This is a genomic window from Bacillota bacterium (assembly GCA_013178125.1).
Taxonomy (GTDB): domain Bacteria; phylum Bacillota; class SHA-98; order Ch115; family JABLXJ01; genus JABLXL01.
On record JABLXJ010000016.1, the window covers coordinates 21420 to 43970 of the forward strand.

The 22551-nt window shown below is 47.9% G+C and carries 18 protein-coding genes; 9 read left to right on the forward strand and 9 right to left on the reverse strand.

Features of this window, described 5'->3' with window-relative positions; genetic code table 11:
* Positions 1 to 203: 203 nt before the first annotated feature.
* The 9 genes from HPY71_12050 to HPY71_12090 all read left to right on the forward strand — a co-directional run bounded on the left by HPY71_12050 (position 204) and on the right by HPY71_12090 (position 11716).
* Complete coding sequence (locus tag HPY71_12050) at positions 204 to 1451, forward strand: sugar ABC transporter substrate-binding protein (GenBank protein ID NPV54227.1); 1248 nt, start codon at positions 204 to 206, stop codon at positions 1449 to 1451.
* A gap of 199 nt (positions 1452 to 1650) precedes the next feature.
* Positions 1651 to 2544: a sugar ABC transporter permease gene (locus HPY71_12055; protein ID NPV54228.1), complete on the forward strand. Its 894-nt coding sequence runs from the start codon at positions 1651 to 1653 to the stop codon at positions 2542 to 2544.
* Positions 2541 to 3419 carry a carbohydrate ABC transporter permease gene (locus HPY71_12060; GenBank protein NPV54229.1) on the forward strand — a complete coding sequence of 293 codons (879 nt, stop codon included), beginning with the start codon at positions 2541 to 2543 and terminating at the stop codon, positions 3417 to 3419. The genes HPY71_12055 and HPY71_12060 overlap by 4 nt, the downstream gene beginning before the upstream one ends.
* A 374-nt stretch (positions 3420 to 3793) precedes the next feature.
* Positions 3794 to 5125: an extracellular solute-binding protein gene (locus tag HPY71_12065; protein NPV54230.1), complete on the forward strand. Its 1332-nt coding sequence runs from the start codon at positions 3794 to 3796 to the stop codon at positions 5123 to 5125.
* An 81-nt stretch (positions 5126 to 5206) separates the two neighbouring features.
* Positions 5207 to 6049, forward strand: a complete 843-nt coding sequence (locus tag HPY71_12070) for a sugar ABC transporter permease (GenBank protein NPV54231.1) — start codon at positions 5207 to 5209, stop codon at positions 6047 to 6049.
* Between the two features lie 64 nt (positions 6050 to 6113).
* Positions 6114 to 6887 (forward strand): carbohydrate ABC transporter permease, encoded by a 774-nt coding sequence (locus HPY71_12075; GenBank protein NPV54232.1) that lies wholly within the window; start codon positions 6114 to 6116, stop codon positions 6885 to 6887.
* A gap of 89 nt (positions 6888 to 6976) precedes the next feature.
* Positions 6977 to 8914, forward strand: coding sequence for a DUF3604 domain-containing protein (locus HPY71_12080; GenBank protein NPV54233.1), 1938 nt, complete (start codon positions 6977 to 6979; stop codon positions 8912 to 8914).
* Positions 8915 to 9078: 164 nt separating this feature from the next.
* Entirely contained in the window at positions 9079 to 10161 is a 1083-nt protein-coding gene (locus tag HPY71_12085; GenBank protein NPV54234.1) for a GntR family transcriptional regulator, read from the forward strand.
* A gap of 190 nt (positions 10162 to 10351) precedes the next feature.
* Positions 10352 to 11716 (forward strand): DUF3604 domain-containing protein, encoded by a 1365-nt coding sequence (locus HPY71_12090; protein ID NPV54235.1) that lies wholly within the window; start codon positions 10352 to 10354, stop codon positions 11714 to 11716.
* Positions 11717 to 11759: 43 nt separating this feature from the next.
* Here the strand turns inward: HPY71_12090 and HPY71_12095 are convergent, their stop codons facing one another.
* From HPY71_12095 to HPY71_12135, 9 genes are all read right to left on the reverse strand, one after another.
* Positions 11760 to 12875 (reverse strand): hypothetical protein, encoded by a 1116-nt coding sequence (locus tag HPY71_12095; protein NPV54236.1) that lies wholly within the window; start codon positions 12873 to 12875, stop codon positions 11760 to 11762.
* A gap of 5 nt (positions 12876 to 12880) precedes the next feature.
* A complete protein-coding gene (locus tag HPY71_12100) occupies positions 12881 to 13690 on the reverse strand; it encodes a carbohydrate ABC transporter permease (protein NPV54237.1) in 810 nt (269 codons plus the stop codon).
* A 43-nt stretch (positions 13691 to 13733) separates the two neighbouring features.
* Entirely contained in the window at positions 13734 to 14672 is a 939-nt protein-coding gene (locus HPY71_12105; protein NPV54238.1) for a sugar ABC transporter permease, read from the reverse strand.
* Positions 14673 to 14826: 154 nt separating this feature from the next.
* The gene (locus HPY71_12110) at positions 14827 to 16089 is read right to left on the reverse strand and encodes a sugar ABC transporter substrate-binding protein (protein NPV54239.1); all 1263 of its coding nucleotides are present in this window, start codon (positions 16087 to 16089) and stop codon (positions 14827 to 14829) included.
* Between the two features lie 179 nt (positions 16090 to 16268).
* Positions 16269 to 17531: an ROK family transcriptional regulator gene (locus tag HPY71_12115; GenBank protein NPV54240.1), complete on the reverse strand. Its 1263-nt coding sequence runs from the start codon at positions 17529 to 17531 to the stop codon at positions 16269 to 16271.
* A gap of 109 nt (positions 17532 to 17640) precedes the next feature.
* Positions 17641 to 19032, reverse strand: a complete 1392-nt coding sequence (locus HPY71_12120; GenBank protein NPV54241.1) for a sulfatase — start codon at positions 19030 to 19032, stop codon at positions 17641 to 17643.
* A gap of 247 nt (positions 19033 to 19279) precedes the next feature.
* Entirely contained in the window at positions 19280 to 20425 is a 1146-nt protein-coding gene (locus tag HPY71_12125; protein NPV54242.1) for an anaerobic sulfatase maturase, read from the reverse strand.
* 111 nt (positions 20426 to 20536) lie between these two features.
* On the reverse strand, positions 20537 to 21610 hold the full coding sequence (locus tag HPY71_12130) for a DUF4432 family protein (protein ID NPV54243.1): 1074 nt from the start codon (positions 21608 to 21610) through the stop codon (positions 20537 to 20539).
* Positions 21611 to 21713: 103 nt separating this feature from the next.
* Positions 21714 to 22547, reverse strand: a complete 834-nt coding sequence (locus HPY71_12135) for a carbohydrate ABC transporter permease (GenBank protein NPV54244.1) — start codon at positions 22545 to 22547, stop codon at positions 21714 to 21716.
* Positions 22548 to 22551 lie beyond the last annotated feature (4 nt).

Sequence of the window (22551 nt, forward strand, 5' to 3'; positions counted from 1 at the left end):
ATATTAAACGATTAAACGCACGCGAATATACGGTTCTGCTCCTGGCTCCTGTCATCGACACGACATAATCACGACATAATTGAGGAGGTGGTCCCAGACTCCTGATGTAATATTTAAGCCCTCACGAATTCTAAACGTTCGGGGATTATGAAAAGACTTGACGAAGGAGGTAGACTATCTTGAGGCGTTGGCATGTGACAAGTATGACGATTGCCCTGGTGCTCCTGCTGGTGGTCGGCACTCACTCGTTGGTCCAAGCCAAAGTCAACCTGGTTTTTCGTCAAAGCGACAGCCCTGGAGAGGTCAAGGGCCTAAAAAAGGCCATCGACGAATTCAATCAGCTTCACCCGGACATTCAGGTCAGGTTTGAGACAGTGCCGTGGTCCGATTCTCGGGATCAATTCATACGAGAATCTGTGGCAGGCTCAGGACCCGATGTATTGCAGCTAGCATTCGTATGGACGCGAGATCTAGCCAAAGCAGGTAGCCTTCTCAAGCTCAATTCCCTCATTAAAAATGATCCTCTCCCTAACGGTATCGATGACTTCGTCGGGCTGGAGATGGGACAACTCGATGATGGTATTTACGGCATTCCATGGACAGTCGACACATTTGCAATGGTTTACCGTGCCGATATTCTACAAAAAGCAGGAATTAAGACATTCCCTGATACGTGGAAGGATTTTCAACAAACCGTCATCAAGTTAGCAGAGAGTCGTGGTCAGCCCGGGTTTGGTTTTCCGGCCGGAAGCGCTTCGGGCGGCGGAATGTGGTTCCTGGCGAATTACTTCCTGTGGAGCAACGGTTATGACTTCGTCAAACGGGATACTAGCTCTGGCGTTTACAAGCTCGGCGTTGACGTTGAAAACGTAGCAGACGCTATCCGTTACTTCAAGACGTTCTTTGACAAAGGCGCATCGCCTCGTTCTTTAATCGGGGTTGATTCCTGGGCTGACCCCACGTTGTTACATGGCATTCAGTCGGGCACCTACCCCATTATATTTATCCCTCCAGCTACCTTGAGAGCCATCCTTGCGTCGAATCCAGAACTACCCTTGCGTTCCGGTTTGGTTCCGCGAGGGAAAGTCCGCCGGATCTCCCACATGGGTGGTCGTGCGTTAGGTATTTCAGTCAACACCAAGCATCCCAAAGAGGCCTGGGAGCTCGTTAAATTCCTGACATCAAAGAACGTTTTCGAAAAGTACTATACCGAGCAATTTCCCGCACAACGCGCTCTGCTTCAGCAAATAAATTTCGATCCGGCCTTCCGAGGCTACGCAGAATTACTCCAGTATGCACGCTCCTTCAATGATTATATTGTATCTCCGGCACCAGTAGGCGCAATGTGGGATGCCACCAACCGGGAATTTGCTGCAGCGTTCTCAGGACAAAAAGATCCGGAAAGGGCTGCGCGTGATCTTCTGGAAAGCATCCAGAAACTATTAAAATAGGATGTTCCGGTTCCAGGGCTAGTAATGTGTTCCTTGACGCCCGTGTCACAATACATCGAATCAAATGATACTTTAATGTTAAGTCGATAATATTAAGTCGATAAAATATTAGGGGAGCAGTGGTGCTGGCATGAAGAGGCAGACTCGTGTAGAGAATAGGTGGGGGATCCCACCAGGGGCTACGAATTTTGCGAGGCACATGAAACGAATAAGCCCTTATGCTTTCCTCATGCCAGCACTATCTATTCTTCTGCTTTTCTTCTTTTTCCCATCCATATACAATTTTAAACTTAGCTTTACTGACATCAGTCTTCTCGATATTCGCCGAGGAGGAAGATTTATCGGTTTGGAGAATTACTGGCAGGTCTTAAAAGACCCAAATATCCATTTAGCATTTAAAAACACCCTCCTCTGGTTGACTGGAGCGACTGTTTTAATACGAATATTGATCGGAATTCCGTTAGCACTATTATTAAATAGTGCTGCCCTAAAAAGGTGGCAAGTCGCCGGAATAGCCAGAGCATTGGTGCTTATCCCTTGGGCTACACCTCCTATCGTTGCAGTCGCTGCCTGGAAATGGCTGCTCGATCAACAATACGGCATCCTGAACCTCATTCTCAAACATATCGGTATTCTCGATTCAGGCATTGCTTTCTTTTCGGATACGTCTACTGTATGGGCATGTATTATTGCTATCGTTGTCTGGAACCAAGTACCCTTCGTAGTTATAACCCTCTTAGCTGCCTTGCAGTCCATTCCAGAGGAACTATACGAGGCAGCCAGGGTAGACGGCGCTGGCCCGATCACAATCTACTGGTATATTACCCAGCCCCTTTTATATCCTGCATTAGCAATCATTACGTTGCTCAATGTCATTTGGACTTTTAACAACTTCGTTTATGTCTGGTTGAGCACTCGAGGCGGGCCCGGCAATTTCACTAATGTTCTCGGAACCTCCGTATATCTCGAGGCATTTACCTCTTACCACCTTGGGTATAGTGCGACCATCGGCATCTGCATGACTCTTATTTTGCTGATCATGGCTGTTATCTATTTTCGCACTACTTTCACAAGGAGCGTGATGAGTCGATGAACATAGGGCGAAGAGTAACAGTATATCGTTCAAGTAACACATGGCTTACGCGCAAGAAAAACATTCTTGATGGCTTGATCGTAATTACAACATTCACGCTTCTCGCTATCATGCTCTTTCCTTTCCTTTGGATATTTGTTACATCTCTCAAACCCGAGCGGGAACTCTTCTCGGCCTCTTTAGCCCTAAACGTCAAAAGCATAACCCTCGTAAATTATATGGGACTTTGGGAAGCCGGTTTCGCGCGCTTCTTCATGAATAGTTTGTTTGTCTGCACTGTCGCCGTGATTATCTCAACATTTTTAGCTGTGCTTGCCGCCTATGCTTTTTCCAGAATGCATTTTCGGGGTAAACAAAGCCTGCTAACGACGATAGCGGCAAGCCAGATGTTCCCGTGGGTAGTCCTTATAACACCCATCTATGTCCTCTTCTGGAAGCTAAGGTTCATAAACACTTATCGCGGCCTGATTCTTTCGTATATCGCCATTACCTTGCCTTACTCTATCTATCTGCTTTTAGGGTATTTTAACGCGATCTCAAAGGAGCTTGACGATGCCGCAAGTATCGACGGTTGCTCGACACTAGGAACCATATTCCGCGTAATCTTACCAGTATCCACCCCAGGCTTAGTAGCTACTGCCACCTATTCCTTTGTTCAAGCCTGGAATGAGTTCCTATTTGCCCTGACCTTTATGACTCGTACCGAGCTAAAAACGCTCCCGGTGGGATTAGCTAGCTTCTTTGGAGAGTACACGACGGAATGGGGAAAAGCCATGGCCGCCTCTGCCATCACCACCATTCCCACTGTTCTTTTCTTTCTACTAATTCAGCGGCACCTCATATCGGGGCTTACGGCTGGGTCGCTCAAAAGCTGAGGCCTTGAGGGTTTCAACGTATCCTACGCACCTTGAAGCAAAAAGCATGGTAAATTCGAAGGAATTTTGCTTTGTGTGTAGAATATAATTTATGAAATATTTCAAAACACAATCCCGTTGATTCCATTAGATACTTTTACATACTTAATGATAAAGCGTTTTAGGTTATTTAAACTGGGCCAGATATCTGTATAAGGATATTGTGTTTGGGCAGCCGGTTGGATGAAGGTCTTCGTTAACCGCTAAGTCAGCGAACTACTAGAGAAGGCGGAAAATAAGGCTGTAGGGAAAAGAGGTGAGCCAGAGAGTTCAAATCAAAATGTAGCTCTGAGATTGATTTCTAAAACCATAATACTTACGAGGTGAGACAATTGTTGATTATTAACAAAACAACCAGGCGACTCTTTCTAGTCCTGCTCTTGTTGGAGTTCGGCATTGCGTTGCTGGTCAGTACTTTTGTCTTTGCAAAAAGCGAGGAACCAATTAATGTCGCTATTCACGAATCTCCGTGGTTGCCTGCATATAAGCAACTAGTGGCGGCTTACGAAGCAGAGACAGGTGGAAAGATCAAGCTTTTAACCTTTACCCACTCAACGTTGTATGATAAGGAGATAGCCGCTGTAACCCAGAAGAGTGACATCTTTGATATCATGCACTTAGATGACTCCTGGATTCCCTTCATGATGGGAGGACACTATGTGACTCCGTTAAAGGAGATCGATGCCTCTTTCGAACTTGATAGAGAGGTCATTGAATACAAGTACTCAACGCGGTTTTCACATGAGAAAAATTATACGACAGCAGATGGAATTCTCTATGGCATTCCCGTTACTGGTAATATGCAGCTTTTCTTCTACCTCGGAGAGAAATTCAAAGAAGCGGGGTTAACCACTCCTCCAGGGACCTGGGATGATGTAATTAATGCAGCGAAAAAGCTATATAAGCCGCCATCTATGTATGGGTATGCTACAATTACCGTTGCCAGGATCCAAGCTGTCTACTTCTGGATGCCAGTTTTGCGGGCCTTTGGTGGCGATATCTTCGCTAACCCGCCGAGCGATTGGACGGTGACCATTAACAGCGATGGAGCTCGAGAATCGCTGGAGTTTATAATCAACATGAAGAAGTATTCGCCACCCGGCATCGGCAATACGGGCCAACAGGACGCTCTGACCTATATGGCCAATGGACAATTAGCCCAATCCATCAATGTTACCGCCACCTACCCATTTGTTGATAAACCCGATTTCGCAGCCCAGCCCTATAAAGTCGACTTTGCGCCTATCCCGAGAGGTAAAAGTGGGAAGAGTTCGACCACATTAGGCAACTGGCTAGCAGTTATCCCTGTGACATCGAAACATAAAAAAGAAGCTCTCGAGTTTCTGAAATGGATTACTAGCAAAAAAGCCCAGATAATGTATGGAGAGGCTGGCGGTGTGCCAGTGCGCTGGGATGCTATAGCCGAATTGGCATCGAGACCAGAGCGCAAATACCGGTTTTTCCGTGCCCTCCTCCAAACCATTCCGTATGTCCAGGAGCGACCACGAATTCCAGAGTGGCCAAAGGTTGAGGATGCTATCGGTATTAACTTCCAAGATGCCGTGATCGAAAAGATCGGCGTGAAAGACGCGTTACGCAACATGGCCACCAAAATCTACTCGATCATGAAGGATGCCGGGTACCCCACAAAGATCGCTGAGAAGTAATCTAACTTCAGGCCTACCGCACCGGGAATAAATAATACGGGCGGTAGGCCTTCTATGAATTAGGTAAGGGAGAGGGAGCGGATGGCACCTACGTTTACGGAAAAGCAGTTGAAATACATTATGCTAATTCCACTAACTTTGCTCTTGATCAGCATGATTTTATACCCCCTTATCCAACTCGTGCTCGTCAGCATCGATTCCGGAAACATCGTCAAGCATCTGGGTCGCCTCGCTAAAGATGCAGAGTTTTGGGGTTCCGTAAAAACCACTCTGATTTTTGTAGTGTTCAGTGTCGCGCTCGAGTTTTTACTAGGCTTTGTAATGGCACTTCTAGTGTCCGATTTAGAGAGCACCTCGATTAGGGCGATCCTCCTCTTGCCGATGCTGGTCGCACCGGCCGCAGCAGGGTTGATCTGGCGCATTATGTTCCAGCCAATGTTTGGGATCATTAATCTCATACTGCAAGCGCTACACCTACCGCCCCAAGGCTGGCTCGCCGATCCCAAGCTGGCTCTGCCTTCGGTCATCCTCGTAGACGTATGGCAATGGACTGCTTTTGTCTATCTAATTTTGCTCGCCGGCCTGAAATCTATCCCCAAAGATCCCTACGAGGCAGCCCGCATTGACGGAGCCAGCAGTTGGCAGATGTTGCGGCATGTCACTTTGCCTCTCCTAAAACCAACTATCTACGTTGCGCTATTGTTCCGATCAATGGATGCATTTAAAGCGCTAGACAAATTCATCACTTTGACAGATGGAGGACCAGGTCAGGCAACCGAAGTTTTGGCGCTTCATATTTACAAGGTCTCATTTCGATTCTTGGAAATGGGCTACGGAGCCCTACTGGCCATTGTCGCGGTTATCTTTGTAATTATCTTCAACGAATCGTTTACCAGAGCGTTTAACCTGAGAGCAACCAGGTGAACATGCAAGGGGAGTGGAGTAATCCATGAAGACTCGTATGAGACTTATCTTGATAATCGTTATTTTGTTTACGATCTTCCCGTTTTTTTGGATCGTCATTACTTCTTTCAAACTGACGAAGGATATCATGACGAATGAGATTTTCTCTAAACCAACGCTGAAGAACTATTTAGTCATTTTCGCACCCAGATCTCCGTTTCCCCGGTATCTGTTAAATAGTTTCGTGACCGCAGTGGTTTCCACGCTATTAAGCATCTTTACCGGTGTGCTTGCCTCCTATAGCCTTTCTCGGTTCAGGTACGCAATTCGGGTTGATACATATATTCTAGCATTTCTGTTATTCACTCGTATGATCTTTCCCGTTGCTCTCGCCATCCCATTTTATGCTCTGATGCAGATGCTGGGCCTTTATGACACCGTCTTGGCTTTGATATTAGTAAATACGGCCGTCAACGTTCCCTTCGCTATCTGGATGCTGAAAGCATTCTTCGATGAATTCCCCGAGAATATCGAGGACGCCGCCAAAGTGGATGGCTGCTCGACGTTGGGAGTCCTCGTGAAAATTGCTCTTCCACTTATCAAGCCAGGAATCGCAGCCGCTGCTATCTTTGTTTTCATGCTTAGCTGGAACGATTATCTTTTCGCAGCGACATTGACTACTTCGCCCCGAGCTATGACACTACCTATAGGCCTTGCCAATTTTATTCAGGAGAATATTGTCCAATGGGGCCCTATGAGTGCAGGTGCCGCTTTATTTACCGTACCTATATTTCTGTTTGCCTCCTTAGTACAGGAGCACTTGATCAAGGGATTCTCTCTGGGTTCTTTCAAAGGATAGAGATATTGCCTTCTACTAATCAAGACTGGGCATTGATAGGTTAATTAAAAATACTAAATAGCAGCTCTATTAAGGGGGAACTATTCGAAATGTACAACAAATATGGTAGAGCAGAATTTACGCCATCTAGTCTTGTAGTAGGTACCAAAGCAACTATATCATTAATTTATACGGTCGGTAAGTCAACCATCTGCCCAGGGGGAGGCATCAAGTGCGGATTTCTTCACAGAGAAAATTTTCCCCTATTACAAATCGATGACCCAACTGCGGGTAATTATATCTTCGCAATATGCTCCCGCCCGGAGACACAAGCTCTAGTCGTGAAAAATCGCCTTCGTAACGATTTTGAATACACCGAATTTACAGTGATTACATTTGGCGCTTCTTTATCTGAGGGAGACACTATCACCGTAATCTTTAAGGAATTCGATGTTCCCTTGATTACCCATAACAACAGGGTGCTGTTTTGGGTCGATGTAGACGGCTCCCGTAATTACAATAAACTCGGCAACCCACCGATCCTTAAATGGGTGGCAGATAAACCCAATAATTTGGTTGCTTATCTACCATCTGAGGCTCTGGTCAATGATCGGTTTTACCTTCATGTCAAGGTTATGGATCAGTTTGGCAATCCCGCAACATCTTACCGAGGTACCATAAAGTTCTCTTGTGATCAATCGGGCCTTAATTTACCCGAACCATATACCTTTACCGCAGCCGATGGGGGAGTCCACCACTTTGCGTCGTCTTTATATGCACAACAACCTGGATGGTACCGCATAACTATAATTGATGAAGAAAACAATCTACGGTGCCACAGTAACTTTATCCGTGTGGGAGCAAGCAATCCGGAATTCAACCGTTACTGGGGGGTTATCCACGGACAGACATTGATGAGTGACGGACTTGCTACACCTGATTTGTACTATCATTGGGGACGCGATGTCGAAAAACTAGATGTTTGTTCAGCTACGGACCACGACACGCACGCAACGCATCGAGAAATTGGGGGGGGCGGCGAGTATATTACTACGCCGTTCTGGCAAAAGCCGGACGATCCCTGGGCCATCCTACGCTACGAGGCAGATCGGTTTTACGAACCTGGGAAATTCGTAACCCTGCTCGGCTATGAGTGGACATCCGGGCACTGTTTCACCCCGGAAGGAATGGGTTTTGGGCATAAAAACATATACTACCTTAACGACGATGGCCCAATGTACTCGCATATTGACCCTGAATCAAACACTCCTGCCAAACTCTATAACTTATTAAGATACAAGGACGCAATTGTCGTGCCACATCATACATCTCGTCCCGTGAATCCAGAAGGGACTGGTCACCCTAATCCGTTGCTCAACCGTCCAGTCTCTGGTAATGACTGGCGGTATCATGATCCTGAAAAAGAAAGGCTCGTCGAAATTTATTCGCACTGGGGAAACAGTGAACTCCATGGTGGTCCGCGCCCGGTCATCGATTCCCAACCCGGAGGATATGTCCAAGAGGCCTTGGTTCGCGGCTATAAACTCGGTTTTATCGCCGGAAGCGACACTCATAAAAGTCGGCCGGGAGGCTATGTTGCATCAGATATGCGATATCCCCAGGGGGGGTTAACCTGTTTTCTAGCCAGAAACCTGACCCGCGAGGGGATTTTCGATTCCATGTATGCGCGACGGTGCTACGCAACCACTATAGCACGAATTTATCTCGATGTACGCGTGAACAATTTGCTGATGGGCGAGGAGACCAGAATACAAGAATCTGATTGCAAAGAGCGGTGCGTGCAGGTTACTGTCGCCGGCACAGACGACATTGACAAGATTGAAATCATCCGCAACAATCGCAATGTCTACATGTATCAGGGTGATGGCCCCCTGGCCGAGTTTACCTGGACTGACACAGACGACCTCAAAGGGATACTGTTTCAGTCTCTAGTAGATGACACTCAGTTGGTATTCTACTATGTACGAGTCACTCAAAGAGACGGAGAGATGGCCTGGTCGTCGCCCGTGTGGTTCCAAATCAAGTAAGCTTGCCTTGATGCCTTATCGGTTATATGTGTAATCCTACAGTGTAATCCTCTATCTTGAGCAGACCCCCTAAGCAGGAATTTCGGTGAAAAAGGGAAATATACATTAAGGGGTCTCTAAGGGGTCTCTTGTGCCATAGTTTCTGGAAGGTTGGGCGGTATTAGATGGATATGTCTACAGAAAATTTCATCCCCAAGTATCAACGATTAAAAAACTATATCAAAGGTCTAATCTCCAATGGTGAGATTAAACCCGGGGAAAAGATCCCCTCGCAGCGGGAACTGGTCGAGATGTTCCAGATCGGTCGGCTCACAGTTAGACAGGCGATTAGAGACTTGATTTACGAAGGATACCTTTCCAGCGAGCAAGGAGCGGGTACATTTGTAACTACACGAAAACCCGCGCAGGGTGGGCGCGCCTCAAAGCGTGTGGCCCTGTTATTCCCGGAGGACTCAGGCCAGTATCCCAATCCTCACTTCACAACTATTATTTCCGGCGCAAGTGCGGTCGCCAAAAAAGAGGAACTGGCAACCTTCTTTTTAAGCTTAAAAGAAGGAGAAAGTCTCGAAGATTCGGGATTACTTCGAACCCTGGACTCCCAAAGAGTGAATGGGGTTATTACCATCGGAGTTATCGATACCGGGGTTACAGACATTCTGCTTGAGAAAAACATCCCTTTTGTTGCCACTCTTAACCGTCCACAGCGAAGAGGGGCTTACTACGTTGGTACGGATAATATATATGGCATTCATCTAGCCGTTTCACACTTGTATAAGTTAGGGCATCGTCGGATTGGGATGATCGCGGCAGGCCGAGAGCCAAAATGGTCATATCTCGCTGAGCGTCTGGCCGGATATCGTAAGGTGATGAGAGAGTTAAATCTTGAAATACCAGAGGAATACGTTATCGATACATGGGAAGAGAGAGAGCTACTTAAGTACTTCTCGTGCGCTGATCGCCCCACCGCAGTTGTTGGAGGTACTGACCTGGCTGCTCTGCAAGCGCTACGAGTGTTAAACCAACTAGGTATCATCAACGAAGTCGCTGTAATTGGATATGGAGGTATTGAGCTGGGGGCTTACGCTCACCCACCTCTCACGACAATAGAAGAGCAATTTCGGAAGGTCGGCTCAATTGCCATGCAACAACTTGTGGCCTTGATGAATGGACAAACTTTAGTGAAGTCGACTGTCCTGATCAAGCCAAAGCTTCTAATCCGAGAATCATGTGGGTCGCCATTAAAATAAGAGTTGGGGATTTAAGGGAGTGGTCCAGGTGGGCGAAAGGAATAGGTGGAGTGCCGCCCGCCCTTATTGGGGGGATCTTCACAGCCATTGTAATATAAGTTATGGACATGGAACTCTTCAATATGCGTTAAGCATGGCCCGGGAACATTTAGACTTTTGCTCCGTTACTGGGCATGCGAGTTGGCCGGACATGCCGACGGACCGCAAAGAATATAGCCAGATCATCGACTATCATAGCAAGGGGTTTGCTAAGCTGAGATCCGACTGGCCCCGAATTGTTGAGGAGGTAAATCGCCATAATCGTGATGGCGAGTTTATCACCTTCTCAAGTTATGAGTGGCATTCTTTGGAATATGGTGACCACAACCTGTACTTTCCCGGAGAGGATGCCCCTCTTTTAGAAGCCTCTGATATAAACGGCTTGCATGCTATCTGCGAAGAATTTAACGCCTTTGTCATCCCGCATCATATTGGTTATCCCAAAGGCCTCAGGGGCGTGAATTGGGACGTCTTTTCTGAAACCCACAGCCCATTTGTGGAAATCTTCTCCATGCACGGGTGTGCAGAAAGTGATAGCGGTCCCTACCCTTACCTGCACGACATGGGGCCGAGGACAACGCAAAGCACGGCGGTTGGTGGTCTAAATGCTGGCCACAAATTCGGGTTCATCGGTTCAACCGATAACCATGCAGGGTACCCTGGTCATTACGGCGGAGGACGCGCGGCAGTCTATGCCGATGAGTTGACGAGGGAGAGTTTGTGGGAAGCTTTCCAAAAGCGCCGTGTATATGCCGTGACCGGCGATCGTATCCTTGTAAAACTTTGGGTGAACGATGGATTTATGGGGGAAGTCTTCGCCGACTCCACGTCTCCCAGGGAAATCGAAGTGGACATTCTTGCAAGTGATCGGATCGACTATGTCGAAGTGGTCAAAAACGGAAAACGGTTACAGAGAGGAGCTGACGTAGAGGCGCGGCGCCTCAGTCCGGATGCGTCGGGAGTCGTGCGGGCAAAACTCCGCATCGAATGGGGCTGGGGGGATAAACACCGTCCCATTCAGTGGCGGGGCGATTTCCAATTGGCCGATGGGCGGATCATTGATGTGGAACCTTGTTTTCGAGGGGCTTCATCCTTGTCACCCGAGGAACTTGAGCGGTTGGGAGACGACCTGCCATGGAACCGGATCGCCTCCAGGGAGGAGCGGGGGGTGATATGGGAGTCTATCACCCTGGGCAACCCATCTCTTCTGGACCCGAGCACTAATGCTCTCGTCTTCGAAATAGAAGCGCCCTTGAATACCCCTGTAGAGCTTCGGATCAATGGTAAAACACTTTCCACCTCTGTGCGGAAGCTGTTGGAGGGTTCTGTCGTTTCCCCGATGAGGGGCTGGCTTTCGGAATCGGTTTGCATTCATAGGGCTGTCTTACAAGAGGAGTACTGCTTTCATTGGGTTTTTCAAGATATTCCGGAGGCCGTAACGGATTACTACTACATCCGGGTTGCCCAAAAGAATGGCAACTGGGCTTGGAGTTCCCCGATTTGGGTTTCAAGATAGAGGGATAAATAGCATGGTACAGGCAGATTTGCCATTTTCTTGATCAATAATAGATCCCATGCTCCTCCAAAAGAGACATGGCCAGCAAATAATTGTCGTAACTGACAGATGGGGGGACGGAGTTGTCTGAGTGATAGATATAACCCCCGCCTTCTTTCCCTGCGGTGATTTTTGATAACATCTCAGTTCTAACGTCTTCCTTGGTTCCGCCCAAGGCTCTGACGTCTATGTTACCAAACAGCACTAACCTACCGTTGTAAATCTTCTTAAGTTCGCGCAGATCCATTCCGGCCTTGGCTTCCAAAGGATGGAGGCCTCGAAAGCCGGCTTTAATGTAAAGTGGTATGAGAGAACGGCAGTCTCCATCTGTATGCAAGATCACCGGAATGCCCAGATCGCGACATGCATTACAGATCATCCGATCAAAGGGTAAAAGCAATTCTTCATAAAACTGTGGCGAAAAGAGCGGCCCGTTGCGGTAGCACATATCGCCACCCAAGACCAAGGCATCCACTGGATAACCTGAGGAAAACAGATCCTGAACCATTGCAATGGTGAGATCGGCCGAGGTCTGAAACATATCTCGCACGAGGCCCGGATCATTTACCATATCCATCAGAGTATTCTCAACACCATGGAAATGCCACGTATGAACATAGGGTTCATTGGTGCGGGCATAGATAAAGAGCCCATGTTTTCGCCAGCGATGATAAGTCTCGGGATCCACCTTGAGTCGATTGCGTGAATATGCAAGGCGAGATTTATATTCATTCCAGTCTTCCCTTGTTTTCACAAGCACGTCGATCATCTGCGGTGGGCCAGATGCCTCCTTGAAGTGCTTGACGGTCATTCCATCTGCATTTCTTTTTACAATATAGTTATCGGTTTCGTCGAGAAGCTCTTCGGGCAACTGTAAGGTATTATCTAATCCTATCTGGCGCATATCGTGACCAAAATAATCGGACAACCACGAGTTTATCGGGGACTCCTCGTCGAAGTAAGCAGGCAGGTCGACCCCTAATGCCCCCAGATTTCGGGGTAGTCCTTCCTCAGTCCAGCGCTGAATCGTTTCCGGCCAGTAAAGGTCCTGTTTTGGTATACGGTCAGGGATCTCGAAATTCAGCACGGCGGCGACGCGATCTTTTGAAGTCCAAGCCACACACATCACCCTTTCAACCCGCTAAAGGTCAAACCCTTTATAAATTGCTTTTGCAGGAACAAAAACAACGTAACAATCGGGGCTGTGGAAACGACCATTCCTGCCATCAATAAATTATACTGTGTCCCGTACATATCCTGGAACGCAGAGAGCCCCACTGGCAAGGTAAATAGCTCTTTCGAACTCGTGGAAATCATCGGCCACAAAAATGCGTTCCAGGTCCAAACGAAGATAAAGATGGCGAGAGCGGCCATGGGCGGTTTGATTATCGGTAGGATCATTTTCCAGTAGATGGTCCATTCACTCGCGCCGTCGATCCTGGCACTATCCATAAGGTCCTGGGGGACATCCATGATCATCTGACGCATCAGAAATACACCCATCGGATTTATAATATTTGGTAGGATTAGGGCTCCGTAGGTATTCACTAACCCTAGGACTTTGACTACCAGAAAAAGCGGAAGAAAAATCATCTGTACGGGTATCATCATGGTGCCCAACACCAAGACAAAGATGATATCTTTGCCCGGATAATTGTATTTGGCCAAACTGAGCCCAGCTAGCGTGCAGAAGAACAGGTTACCGACCATGACTGTTGTCGAAACCAATATACTGTTGAAGAAGTACCGGGCTAAAGGGATAACAGTAAAGACATCTACGAAATTCATCCAGCGAATATTTTCAGGTATCCATCGGATCGGGTAAGTGAAGACCTCCTCCGGCGGCTTTAAGGATGTGGATACCATCCACACCAAGGGGAGTAGCATAATAAGCGCACCGGTCGTGATCACCAAATATAACAGGAAGCGTCTCATAAGTCTAGTAGTTAAAGCCATTTATGATGCCTCCAACTAATTCTCATCGCGAGTAGTAAGTTTCGGTTTTGAAGAATTTTAAATAAAGCAAACTAAGGCACATGATAACGATGAGAAGAATAATCGCGAGAGCCGACGCATAGCCCATATCCTGTAAATAGAATGCCGTCCGATAAATGTAATAAACGGCCACCAGTGTCGAGTTGGCTGGCCCTCCTCTAGTCATCACATAGACCTGGGCGAATACCTGTAATGTTTCGATAGTCGACATCACGATCGCAAACAGCAAAGTTGGTCGCAATAGCGGCAAAGTAATATTCCAGAAGGTTTTCACTGGAGACGCGCCATCGATAACGGCTGCTTCATAGAGATTGGGGTCGATAGCTTGTAGAGCCGCCAAAAATATCACCATATAAAACCCAATAGCTTGCCAGATACCTATTACCATAATGCCAGGCAGGGCTCGCTGGGTTGAGGTAAGTATAGGTATTGGGGTTATATGCAGTAAGTCGGCTATGTATGAGACCAAACCAAAAGAAGGGTTATACATCGTTTTCCAAATAATAGATATAACAACCCATGAGATCACTGTAGGCAGAAAGTAGGCGGCCCGGTACCAGTTTCTGAAGGATAGAGTCTGATCGAATAATACCGCTAAAACAATCGATATAGTGAGTGTACAAGTCACCACCACTATTGAATATGTGAGACTACGCTGCAAAGAAGCCAGGAAAACCTTATCTGTCACAGCTCTAATGTAATTTGCTCCGCCAATGAATCTCATCTTCTCCACCAGGTTCCAATCGGAGAAGCTTGCGATCAGGGAATAGATGATGGGGCCAATCCGGAAGACGAGAAAGTAGATGATGGTCGGCAGAATGATTAGCATACCGAATTTAGAATATCGGTTGGGTAATTCCCAAAAGAGTAGACGAGGTTTTCTGGTTTGATCTGTACCAAGAAATGTATCTCTGGCTGCCATTTTGCACCACATCCCTGGAATTTGTGTTGACATTCCGAACGCCGGGGTAGGGCACGGCGGGCACACCCTAGCACACCCTACCCCGAGCCCCCCAAAGTAATCATTCACCTATCTGGAACTCACTTAGAACCGACTTAGGAAATTGCCATCCTAATTATTGGGAGCGTGGCAGTTTCGCAACTAGCTCCTTGTAGGCATCCTCAGGGGTCATGCCCCCCATGCTGATATCTTGCATGACTTTGGAGACTGCGACGGAAACCGCTGCGTAACTGGAGAACCTATCCAAATAGCGCGACTTCCCCAATACCGCAATCCAGGGCCTGACTTCTGGATGAGCCTGAATCCACGGCGACTCTTCCCAACCTTTCAATCCAGCTACAATTCCCCCCAATTTCAATCTCTTTTCCACTATATCAGGGCGGCTCAGAAAAGCAATGAATTTCGATGCCTCCAGTTTGTGTTTTGAAGCCGCGTTTAGGCCGTAGGACCAGGACCACCGTATTGTGCTCTGGTGCGGCCCGGTAATCCAATCAGTCGCGACCCAGTTCTTTACGATCTTATGGTTATTGATCAGTGGGGTAACCCACATACCTGCAGTGTAAGTTGATGCAAACCCTCGGGTAAATACATCTGGACTTATCGAGCCAAAGGTGGCTGCGAAATCGGGATTGGCGAATTTAGCAGTGTGTATCGAGTCATAGTAGTATTTGAGAGCCTTTATTGTCTTTTCTTTGTCCAAAGCCAGGGTTCCGTCGGGATTGTATAAGGTGGTCCCTTCATTGCGCAAAAGAACAGTGAATTGTTGTGTATCCCAGAGCTCGTGGTCGTACTTCCACTCGAATCCGGACCTTATCCAGCGACCATTCTGTACTTTCGTCATCTTCTGCATCGCCGTGACCCAGTCCACCGCATTTGCAGGAGGTTTAGCAAAACCAGCCTCCTTCAGGTGGTCGAGGTTCACCACTAATAGGAGGTTGCACGCATCTTCTGGGACTGCATACAACCCCTCTTTCCTGAGAAACGGGTCAAGCACACCCGGAACAAATCGGTCGACCACTTCTTTAACGGTTTTAGCCCCGAAAGCGCGGATGTCCAAGGGTGCTACTACGCCATCGCGAATGTACTCGTTAATAGTCCAGTCGCCGACCCGGAAAACATCTGGGCCTGACCCTCCCGCAATAGCGGTTAGGACCAGCTCGTTATATTGTGCGCCCGGTTTCTGATAATATTCGACGTGTATATCAGGGTTTTCTTTTTCAAACTGTTTAATAAGTTCCTCATACATGCTCACCAAAAGGGGGTAATTGTGCCCCCACCAAGTGATGGTTACCTTTTCCGCGGCCAAAATCAACCCAGAACCTAGTCCGACCGCTAGCAAGCAAACCAGCATCAACGCGACAAATGTCCTCCTCAACACTATTGACACCTCCCTTTGATGTTGACTGCGCGACTTTACTATCTTTTCTCACTCTTCTCCCACATTCCACTTGTTGCTTCTCTAGATATCTGGACGCAAGCCGGCCAAACATCACCCTCCTTGATGACGCGATTTTACCTCAATTCCATCTCTAATCCGAGGCGTTCAAGATCATACCGTTACTTCGCAACCATATTGTCGATTGACCATGAAAGGTCAAGGGTTGGTTGCCTAAAAATCTCTCTCAGCACAAGGGTGCTCGCTCCCACGATACCGGCATCATCTGGATGCATAGTCGCAGGGAGCACCCGGAGATTTTGTTTTAATACGTTCATTAATCTATCTTGCACGGCAGCCTGGACGTATTCGGCGAGCCACTCGCCCGCCAAGGCTAAGTCTCCACCCAATATAATAGTTTGTAGTTCGAAGAGGTCGACCATATTAGCAATTCCAACAGCTAAGTAATCCATAGAACGAAGAAGCTCCCAGCGACAGATAGGGTCGCCGTCGTTGGCGGCTAGAATAATCTGTTCACTTGTTGGCTCACCTGGGAGAGCCAAACGCGACGAACTGGAGGGATTATCCGGGGCCATCAGGGATTTGAACCTCCGTTCAAGAGCCCTCCCTGAAGCATAGAGTTCCAGACATCCCCTGTTGCCGCAATAACACCTATCTCCGTTCATATCTACGGTAGTATGACCCAACAAGGCAACGTTTCCGAACCTCCCTTGGTATAATTGGCCGTTCAAGAAAACACCTGCTCCTAGACCATGAACGAAACCGATGTAACCCACATTATCGTTATTGGATATCGGCGTCTTTTCTCCCAGCTCCCCTAAAGCCAATACATTGCACAAAGCCTCGATAAAAACCGGAACCCCGAAGTGCATCTGTAGGCGTGCCCTTATAGGGACGTTCTTCCAATGGGGAGCGCGAGGGCTTTCAAGATAAACACCGGTACGGTTATTCAAGAAACCCGAGAGCCCCAGGCCGATCCCATATACTTTGTCGCGTGGTATGCGGCCGTTTACGAGCAGGTTTTCAATCTGGGCTATTAGCTGTTGCATGATGGTATCAGCTGAATCGTCCCGCGACACATAGTAAGTGGCCCGGGCCACAACTTTTCTGCCGAGATCTGTTACGCCCAGACGCACCTTGGGGATCTCAAATTCAACCCCCACCACAAAATGCGACTTGCTGGCAAATTCATATAGCACAGGGGCGCGACCTCCTGTTGATGGGCCAAAACCTTGAGGAACTACAAGCTTTGCCCTTTCAAGCCCCCGCAAGTAATTGACCACAGTAGGCTTGCTCAGACCTGTCAAGCGCATGATATCATCCACTGCCAATGGTCCGTGAGTTCGAAGCGCCTCAAATACTGAAAACCTGCTGAGTTCCGCCAGAAACTTCTTCTTTTCTTTGACTTTCTTGTTGAAGACCATAGATATCAACATCCTTGATAATTTCAACAAAGTCGTTCCTAGCTGCTAGATAGGAGAGTACTTTCAAAAGAAGAGAACCCCCTGCGAAGGAATAGCGAACCCGAGATAATCAGCAGCCCGCGAGATTCTTTCGGTGTACCGCTTCCGCAAAACGTCGCAGTTTAAGTTCGAGAGCATCGGCCACCTCTGTCTCGCTAGAAATGAGATTGTGTTGCTCACCGCGGTCTTGCCGACGATTATAGAACTCGGGTTTCCATTGGGGATCCACGGGATGTAAGTAGGTCCAATCCCTGGTTCTGATGCCCCACTGTGCGTTATGGTGTGCTGTCACGGCAAAGTCACGAATGCTTTCAACCTCTCCACGCATGATGGGGAGAAGGCTTTTACCATCAAGATCTATCTCTCGCTTGCTTACAATAATATCCTGCGGGAAGGTGAGTTTTACAGGCGCCAGAAATGGCAACTCAAGATGTCGGTCAATTCTAAGAGCATCGAGAATCGTCGGCATAAGATCCGGTGGCTGAACAAACGCTGGGAACCGCTTCCCCGCCCCCCAGCCCTCTGGGTGACGTATGAGCCAGGGAATATGCGCAAGTTCCTCGTAATTCCAGGGGAGGGCCTTCCTGATGATACCGTGTTCTCCAAACGGCTCACCGTGATCGCTCGTGAACATGATCAAGCTGTTATCATATATTCCAAGCTCCCGAATCCGATCCAAGAGAATTCCAACCCATTTATCCACAAAGCTAACCTCTCCAGCATAAAGAGCCTTTGTGTGTTCCAGCTCGCGATGAGTCATATACCCTTCGATAGGCCCAGGGATTGGGTCGATTAGCTCCTGGCCCTTATATTCGGGGTCATACATCTCACGAAAAGGTGATGGCGGATCCCACGGCTCATGAGGGTCAAAGGAATCCACCCAGAGGAAGATTCTATCTTTCTGCTTCTTAGTTACATTTTCTAGCCACCGGATAGCCTCCTTGATGACCCTCGGAAGACACCAGTCTTCCTCCGTCTTATACCAGCTCCGATTCCGCATGTACTGCACAAAACGCTGCCTCCACATATCGTCCGTGGAGTCTCCTTTAAGCCGATGAAAGGTGTCGATATCAACCTTGATGGAATCATCCATGATCCAATGATCATATTCTTGACCCCTCACCCAGACCACCGTGTCGAACCCTCGGCCACAATTGTACACAGGCTTATGCATATGGTAGGTATCAGAGACCAGGCACGAAGTCATTCCCTGATCCCAAAGGACCTCGGCAAGGGTATAATCCCACGGCTCAAAGTGTTGCCAGCCGCGCAGGGTGAATAGATAAAGCCCGGTCCACCAGGATGTCCTGCACGGAAGCGTCGGAAGGTTTTCGCTATAAGCCTCCTCAAAAAGCGCAGATTCCCTTGCGAGTCGATCGATATTCGGCGTTTTTACCCTGCTTCCATAACAGCCTACATGGTCTGCCCGCAGGCTGTCGGCCACGATTACGATAACATTCATTCTTCAAGAACCTCCAGCTTCGCTTCTCTCCATTTTTCCCCATCTTTTAGTAACACTTCGCCATGCCCAACATGAAATTACGAAAAGAACGAATAAGGAATATAGACATCGGTATCTTCGGGTGGCTTACGCCAGCACTTATTATAAATAACTTTATTAAAGTTACTTCGATGAAGTTTTGCAAATTCCTGCTTATGTTGGGAACTTTTTTGACTGCTATTATTTATTTCGCCCCTTCCCTTACTCACTAAACGCGATATGCGTTGTAATTCGGCAGTCTGTGCTGATTTATCAGGTCAACAAGGGTGTCCACAGCCACCGGGAAAAACTCCCGATAAGCATCGCACAGGAAATCGACCTGGGCTGCGTCACCGTTTCCAAAACCCCGATTGCGAGGACAACCACCATGACATAGATCGAACCAGCGGCAATCTTTACATCTTGGCGGTCGACAAAATGCTGATGCCCGATTGTAAAATATCTTCGCAAGCGGACTATTAATCATTTCCTCCAGGGATTGTTCCATGATATTGCCTAATCTCCACTCATCTTCAACATAAAAGTCGCATGGGTATGCCCCACCATCGTAATCCACCACAACCTTGCCGTCGCACCGTCCCCTGAGGATGCAAAGATCTGGCCCAACTCCGAGAAGTGCCTGAACTAGATTATCAAAAAGCTGGATGCTGATCCGATGGCCTCCATACAGATCCTCGATCCATTGAGTGAAGATTACCTTCAGGAATTGAGCATAATCCTCAGGAGTCACGCTAAAGGCGGCCAGATCGCCTGTCCTTGGATTTCTCTCTATACATGGGATAAACTGTAAATAAGAAAAACCCTGGCTACGAAGGAAGTTGTATATACGCATCGGATGACGCGCTGTGTAATTATTGACAACCGCCAGGATATTGAAATCAGCTCCGCACCTCTTTAACAGGTTAATCCCCTGCATCACCCTGTTATAACTTCCGCGACCCGCGACATCCAATCGATAACGATCATGTTCCTCTTTGGGACCGTCTAAACTCACTCCGACAAGAAAGCGATTTTCCTTGAAAAAAGTCGCCCATTCCTCGGTGAGCAAGATCGCATTTGTCTGAATACAGTTGAAGACTTCCTGGCCCCTCCGGCGATACTTATCTTGGAGACGAAGAGCCTGTCTGAAAAAGTCCAGGCCCATTAAAAGTGGTTCTCCGCCTTGCCAGCCAAATATGCATTGCCTCTCGGAATACTCAAGGCATCTGCTAATTAAGTGTTCGAGCACTTCCGTGCTCATGCGATGTCTCTTCTCAGAAACGTTCTGCGCCTTCCCCAAATGGACGAAACAGTACTCACACCTTAAATTACAATCGCCTGACGCCGGTTTAATGAGAACAAATAATGAGAGCAAGCTCTTCACTCCAAATATTTCAAATTCACATCATCAACCCATATCAATGCTTCTAACCCAGATGCCAGCTACCTGATCCGATGCTGGAATCGGTACCGCCCTTCACCGCCGCTATTTTTCAATTACCCGCCCATCCGGCGTGATCCTTTTAAGCCCCTTATAACTTGCATACACCAAGGCCTTCAGTGTGGTCTGAATGCTAGCACTCGCCTTAATGAAAAGCGTATCGCCCTTTTCACTCGCCTCGGCAATTGTCCGGCTTGATGTTGACCACGGCTCCAATGCAATATTATAGGTCCGGCCATACCATGGATAGTCCAGATGTCCCTTATAAACCTGCCAAAAGACAATACATGGGAAGACCTCTTTATCCCAGACCAGCCCGAACCCGAGTCCGAGTTTGGTATTTGTTATGCCGTACCATCCCTCTTCCAGCTGAGTCAGCCGAACTATGTCTGCGCTTTTGCTTTCCGGCGGCGGAATCTTGCTCAGGTCTACCAGCCCACCATGCTCCCCCTGAGCAATAGGCCACTGGAAACTCTGTCCGTTCACCAAGCGATTGTTGGCCCCACCGAGGTTAGTTACTACACCCATTCGAGCCGGGAGGTCAACAACGCAAGCCTCGCTCAAGAATGGCTTGCCCAAGGCTGGGTGATGTCCCCAAAATAGCGGGAGGTCTACCTCCCCTTCATTGGTGACCATCTCCTTTATCTCCAGAACTGACGAGCCCGACTGGAGAGATAATTCCTTCTCCACATAGAAAGGCGTGCGGACGGTACGCACCCATAGCTTCAGGGTAATCCTTTCAGGCCTATCTTCAAGGATCGTGTAATTCCAAGCCAGCAAAGGGGTCTCCCCGTGTAGACCGAACTCGGTTCCCCAGAAAGAACACGGTCTACCTCCCGAAGGCATAAGCTCCTGCCAACCACCCTCATAATAATCAGAGAAGGAGCCTTCTTTGCTGGCAATTGTCGGGACAAAGGTCTTCGGGTCTTTTACTCCCAACGGTGAACGCCACATGAAATCCACATCCAACGGCTTATAGAGGAACTCGAAGATGTCTGAGCCCTTGTCTACCAGGATGCTAATGCGAAGTTTCTCATTCTCCATGGTCACAGTCCTAAGGCCGCGATAAATGTACTCGAAAAAGCGACAACCATAGTTTCGTTCGTGGATGTAATCCATTTTCAACCCCCCGGAACCTACATGATCTCCCCATGATCTTAGATAGATTAGATAGATTTAAATAGAATTAGATAGATCTTGAAGCAAATCTGTGAGATGAATCCTACTGTTTAACCGCGCCTAGAGTCAAGCCCTTTACCAGGTATTTTTGCACGAACGCCACAAAAAAGAGGGCCGGCAGCGTAGCCAGAAAAGCAGCTGCGCTCATTTCGCCGTACTTTACGCCATATTCCTGCACGAAATTTGCGATCCCAACCGGGACGGTCATAGCGTTCGCCGTGGACGTCAACGACAAAGCAAAGAGAAATTCGTTCCAATTAAAGACAAAAGTAAGAACCGCAGTAGCCGCAAGCCCAGGAGCTGTCAAGGGAAGCACAACGCGACGGAAACAAGCTGCTTTTGTACACCCATCAATGTACGCGCTTTCCTCCAGCTCACGCGGGACTTCATTGAAGAATGACCGCATCATCCATATTGCAAAAGGCATATTAAGGATCAGATAGACCAGAACCAAACCCCAACGAGTATTATATAATCCCAACTCAGACACGATTACGTAGAACGGACCAACCATAGTAACTGGCGGGATTATCTGAAAAAATAAAATCCAATTAAGCACACCAGAGCGAGTGAGTTGCCCCCAGCGAAATCGGTCAAGGCTATACGCCCCAAGCGAGCCTATGCTGACGCAAGCCAAGGTAGCGAGTATTGCGACAATTAAGCTGTTGCCGAAAAGTGCAGGGAAATCGGAGCCACGATCAAAGAACAGTCGATAATAATTGATCAGGGTTGGCCTAAAGGTCCAGGTGAAATTCACAATGTCCCTGAAGTACTTAAGCGAATTTAAGAGAATCCAAATAAAGGGAATCAGGGTTATAATACATGCCATCCATAGAACAATATGACGCATAACTTCAGAAAAGCGCAGCCGACTCATAAAC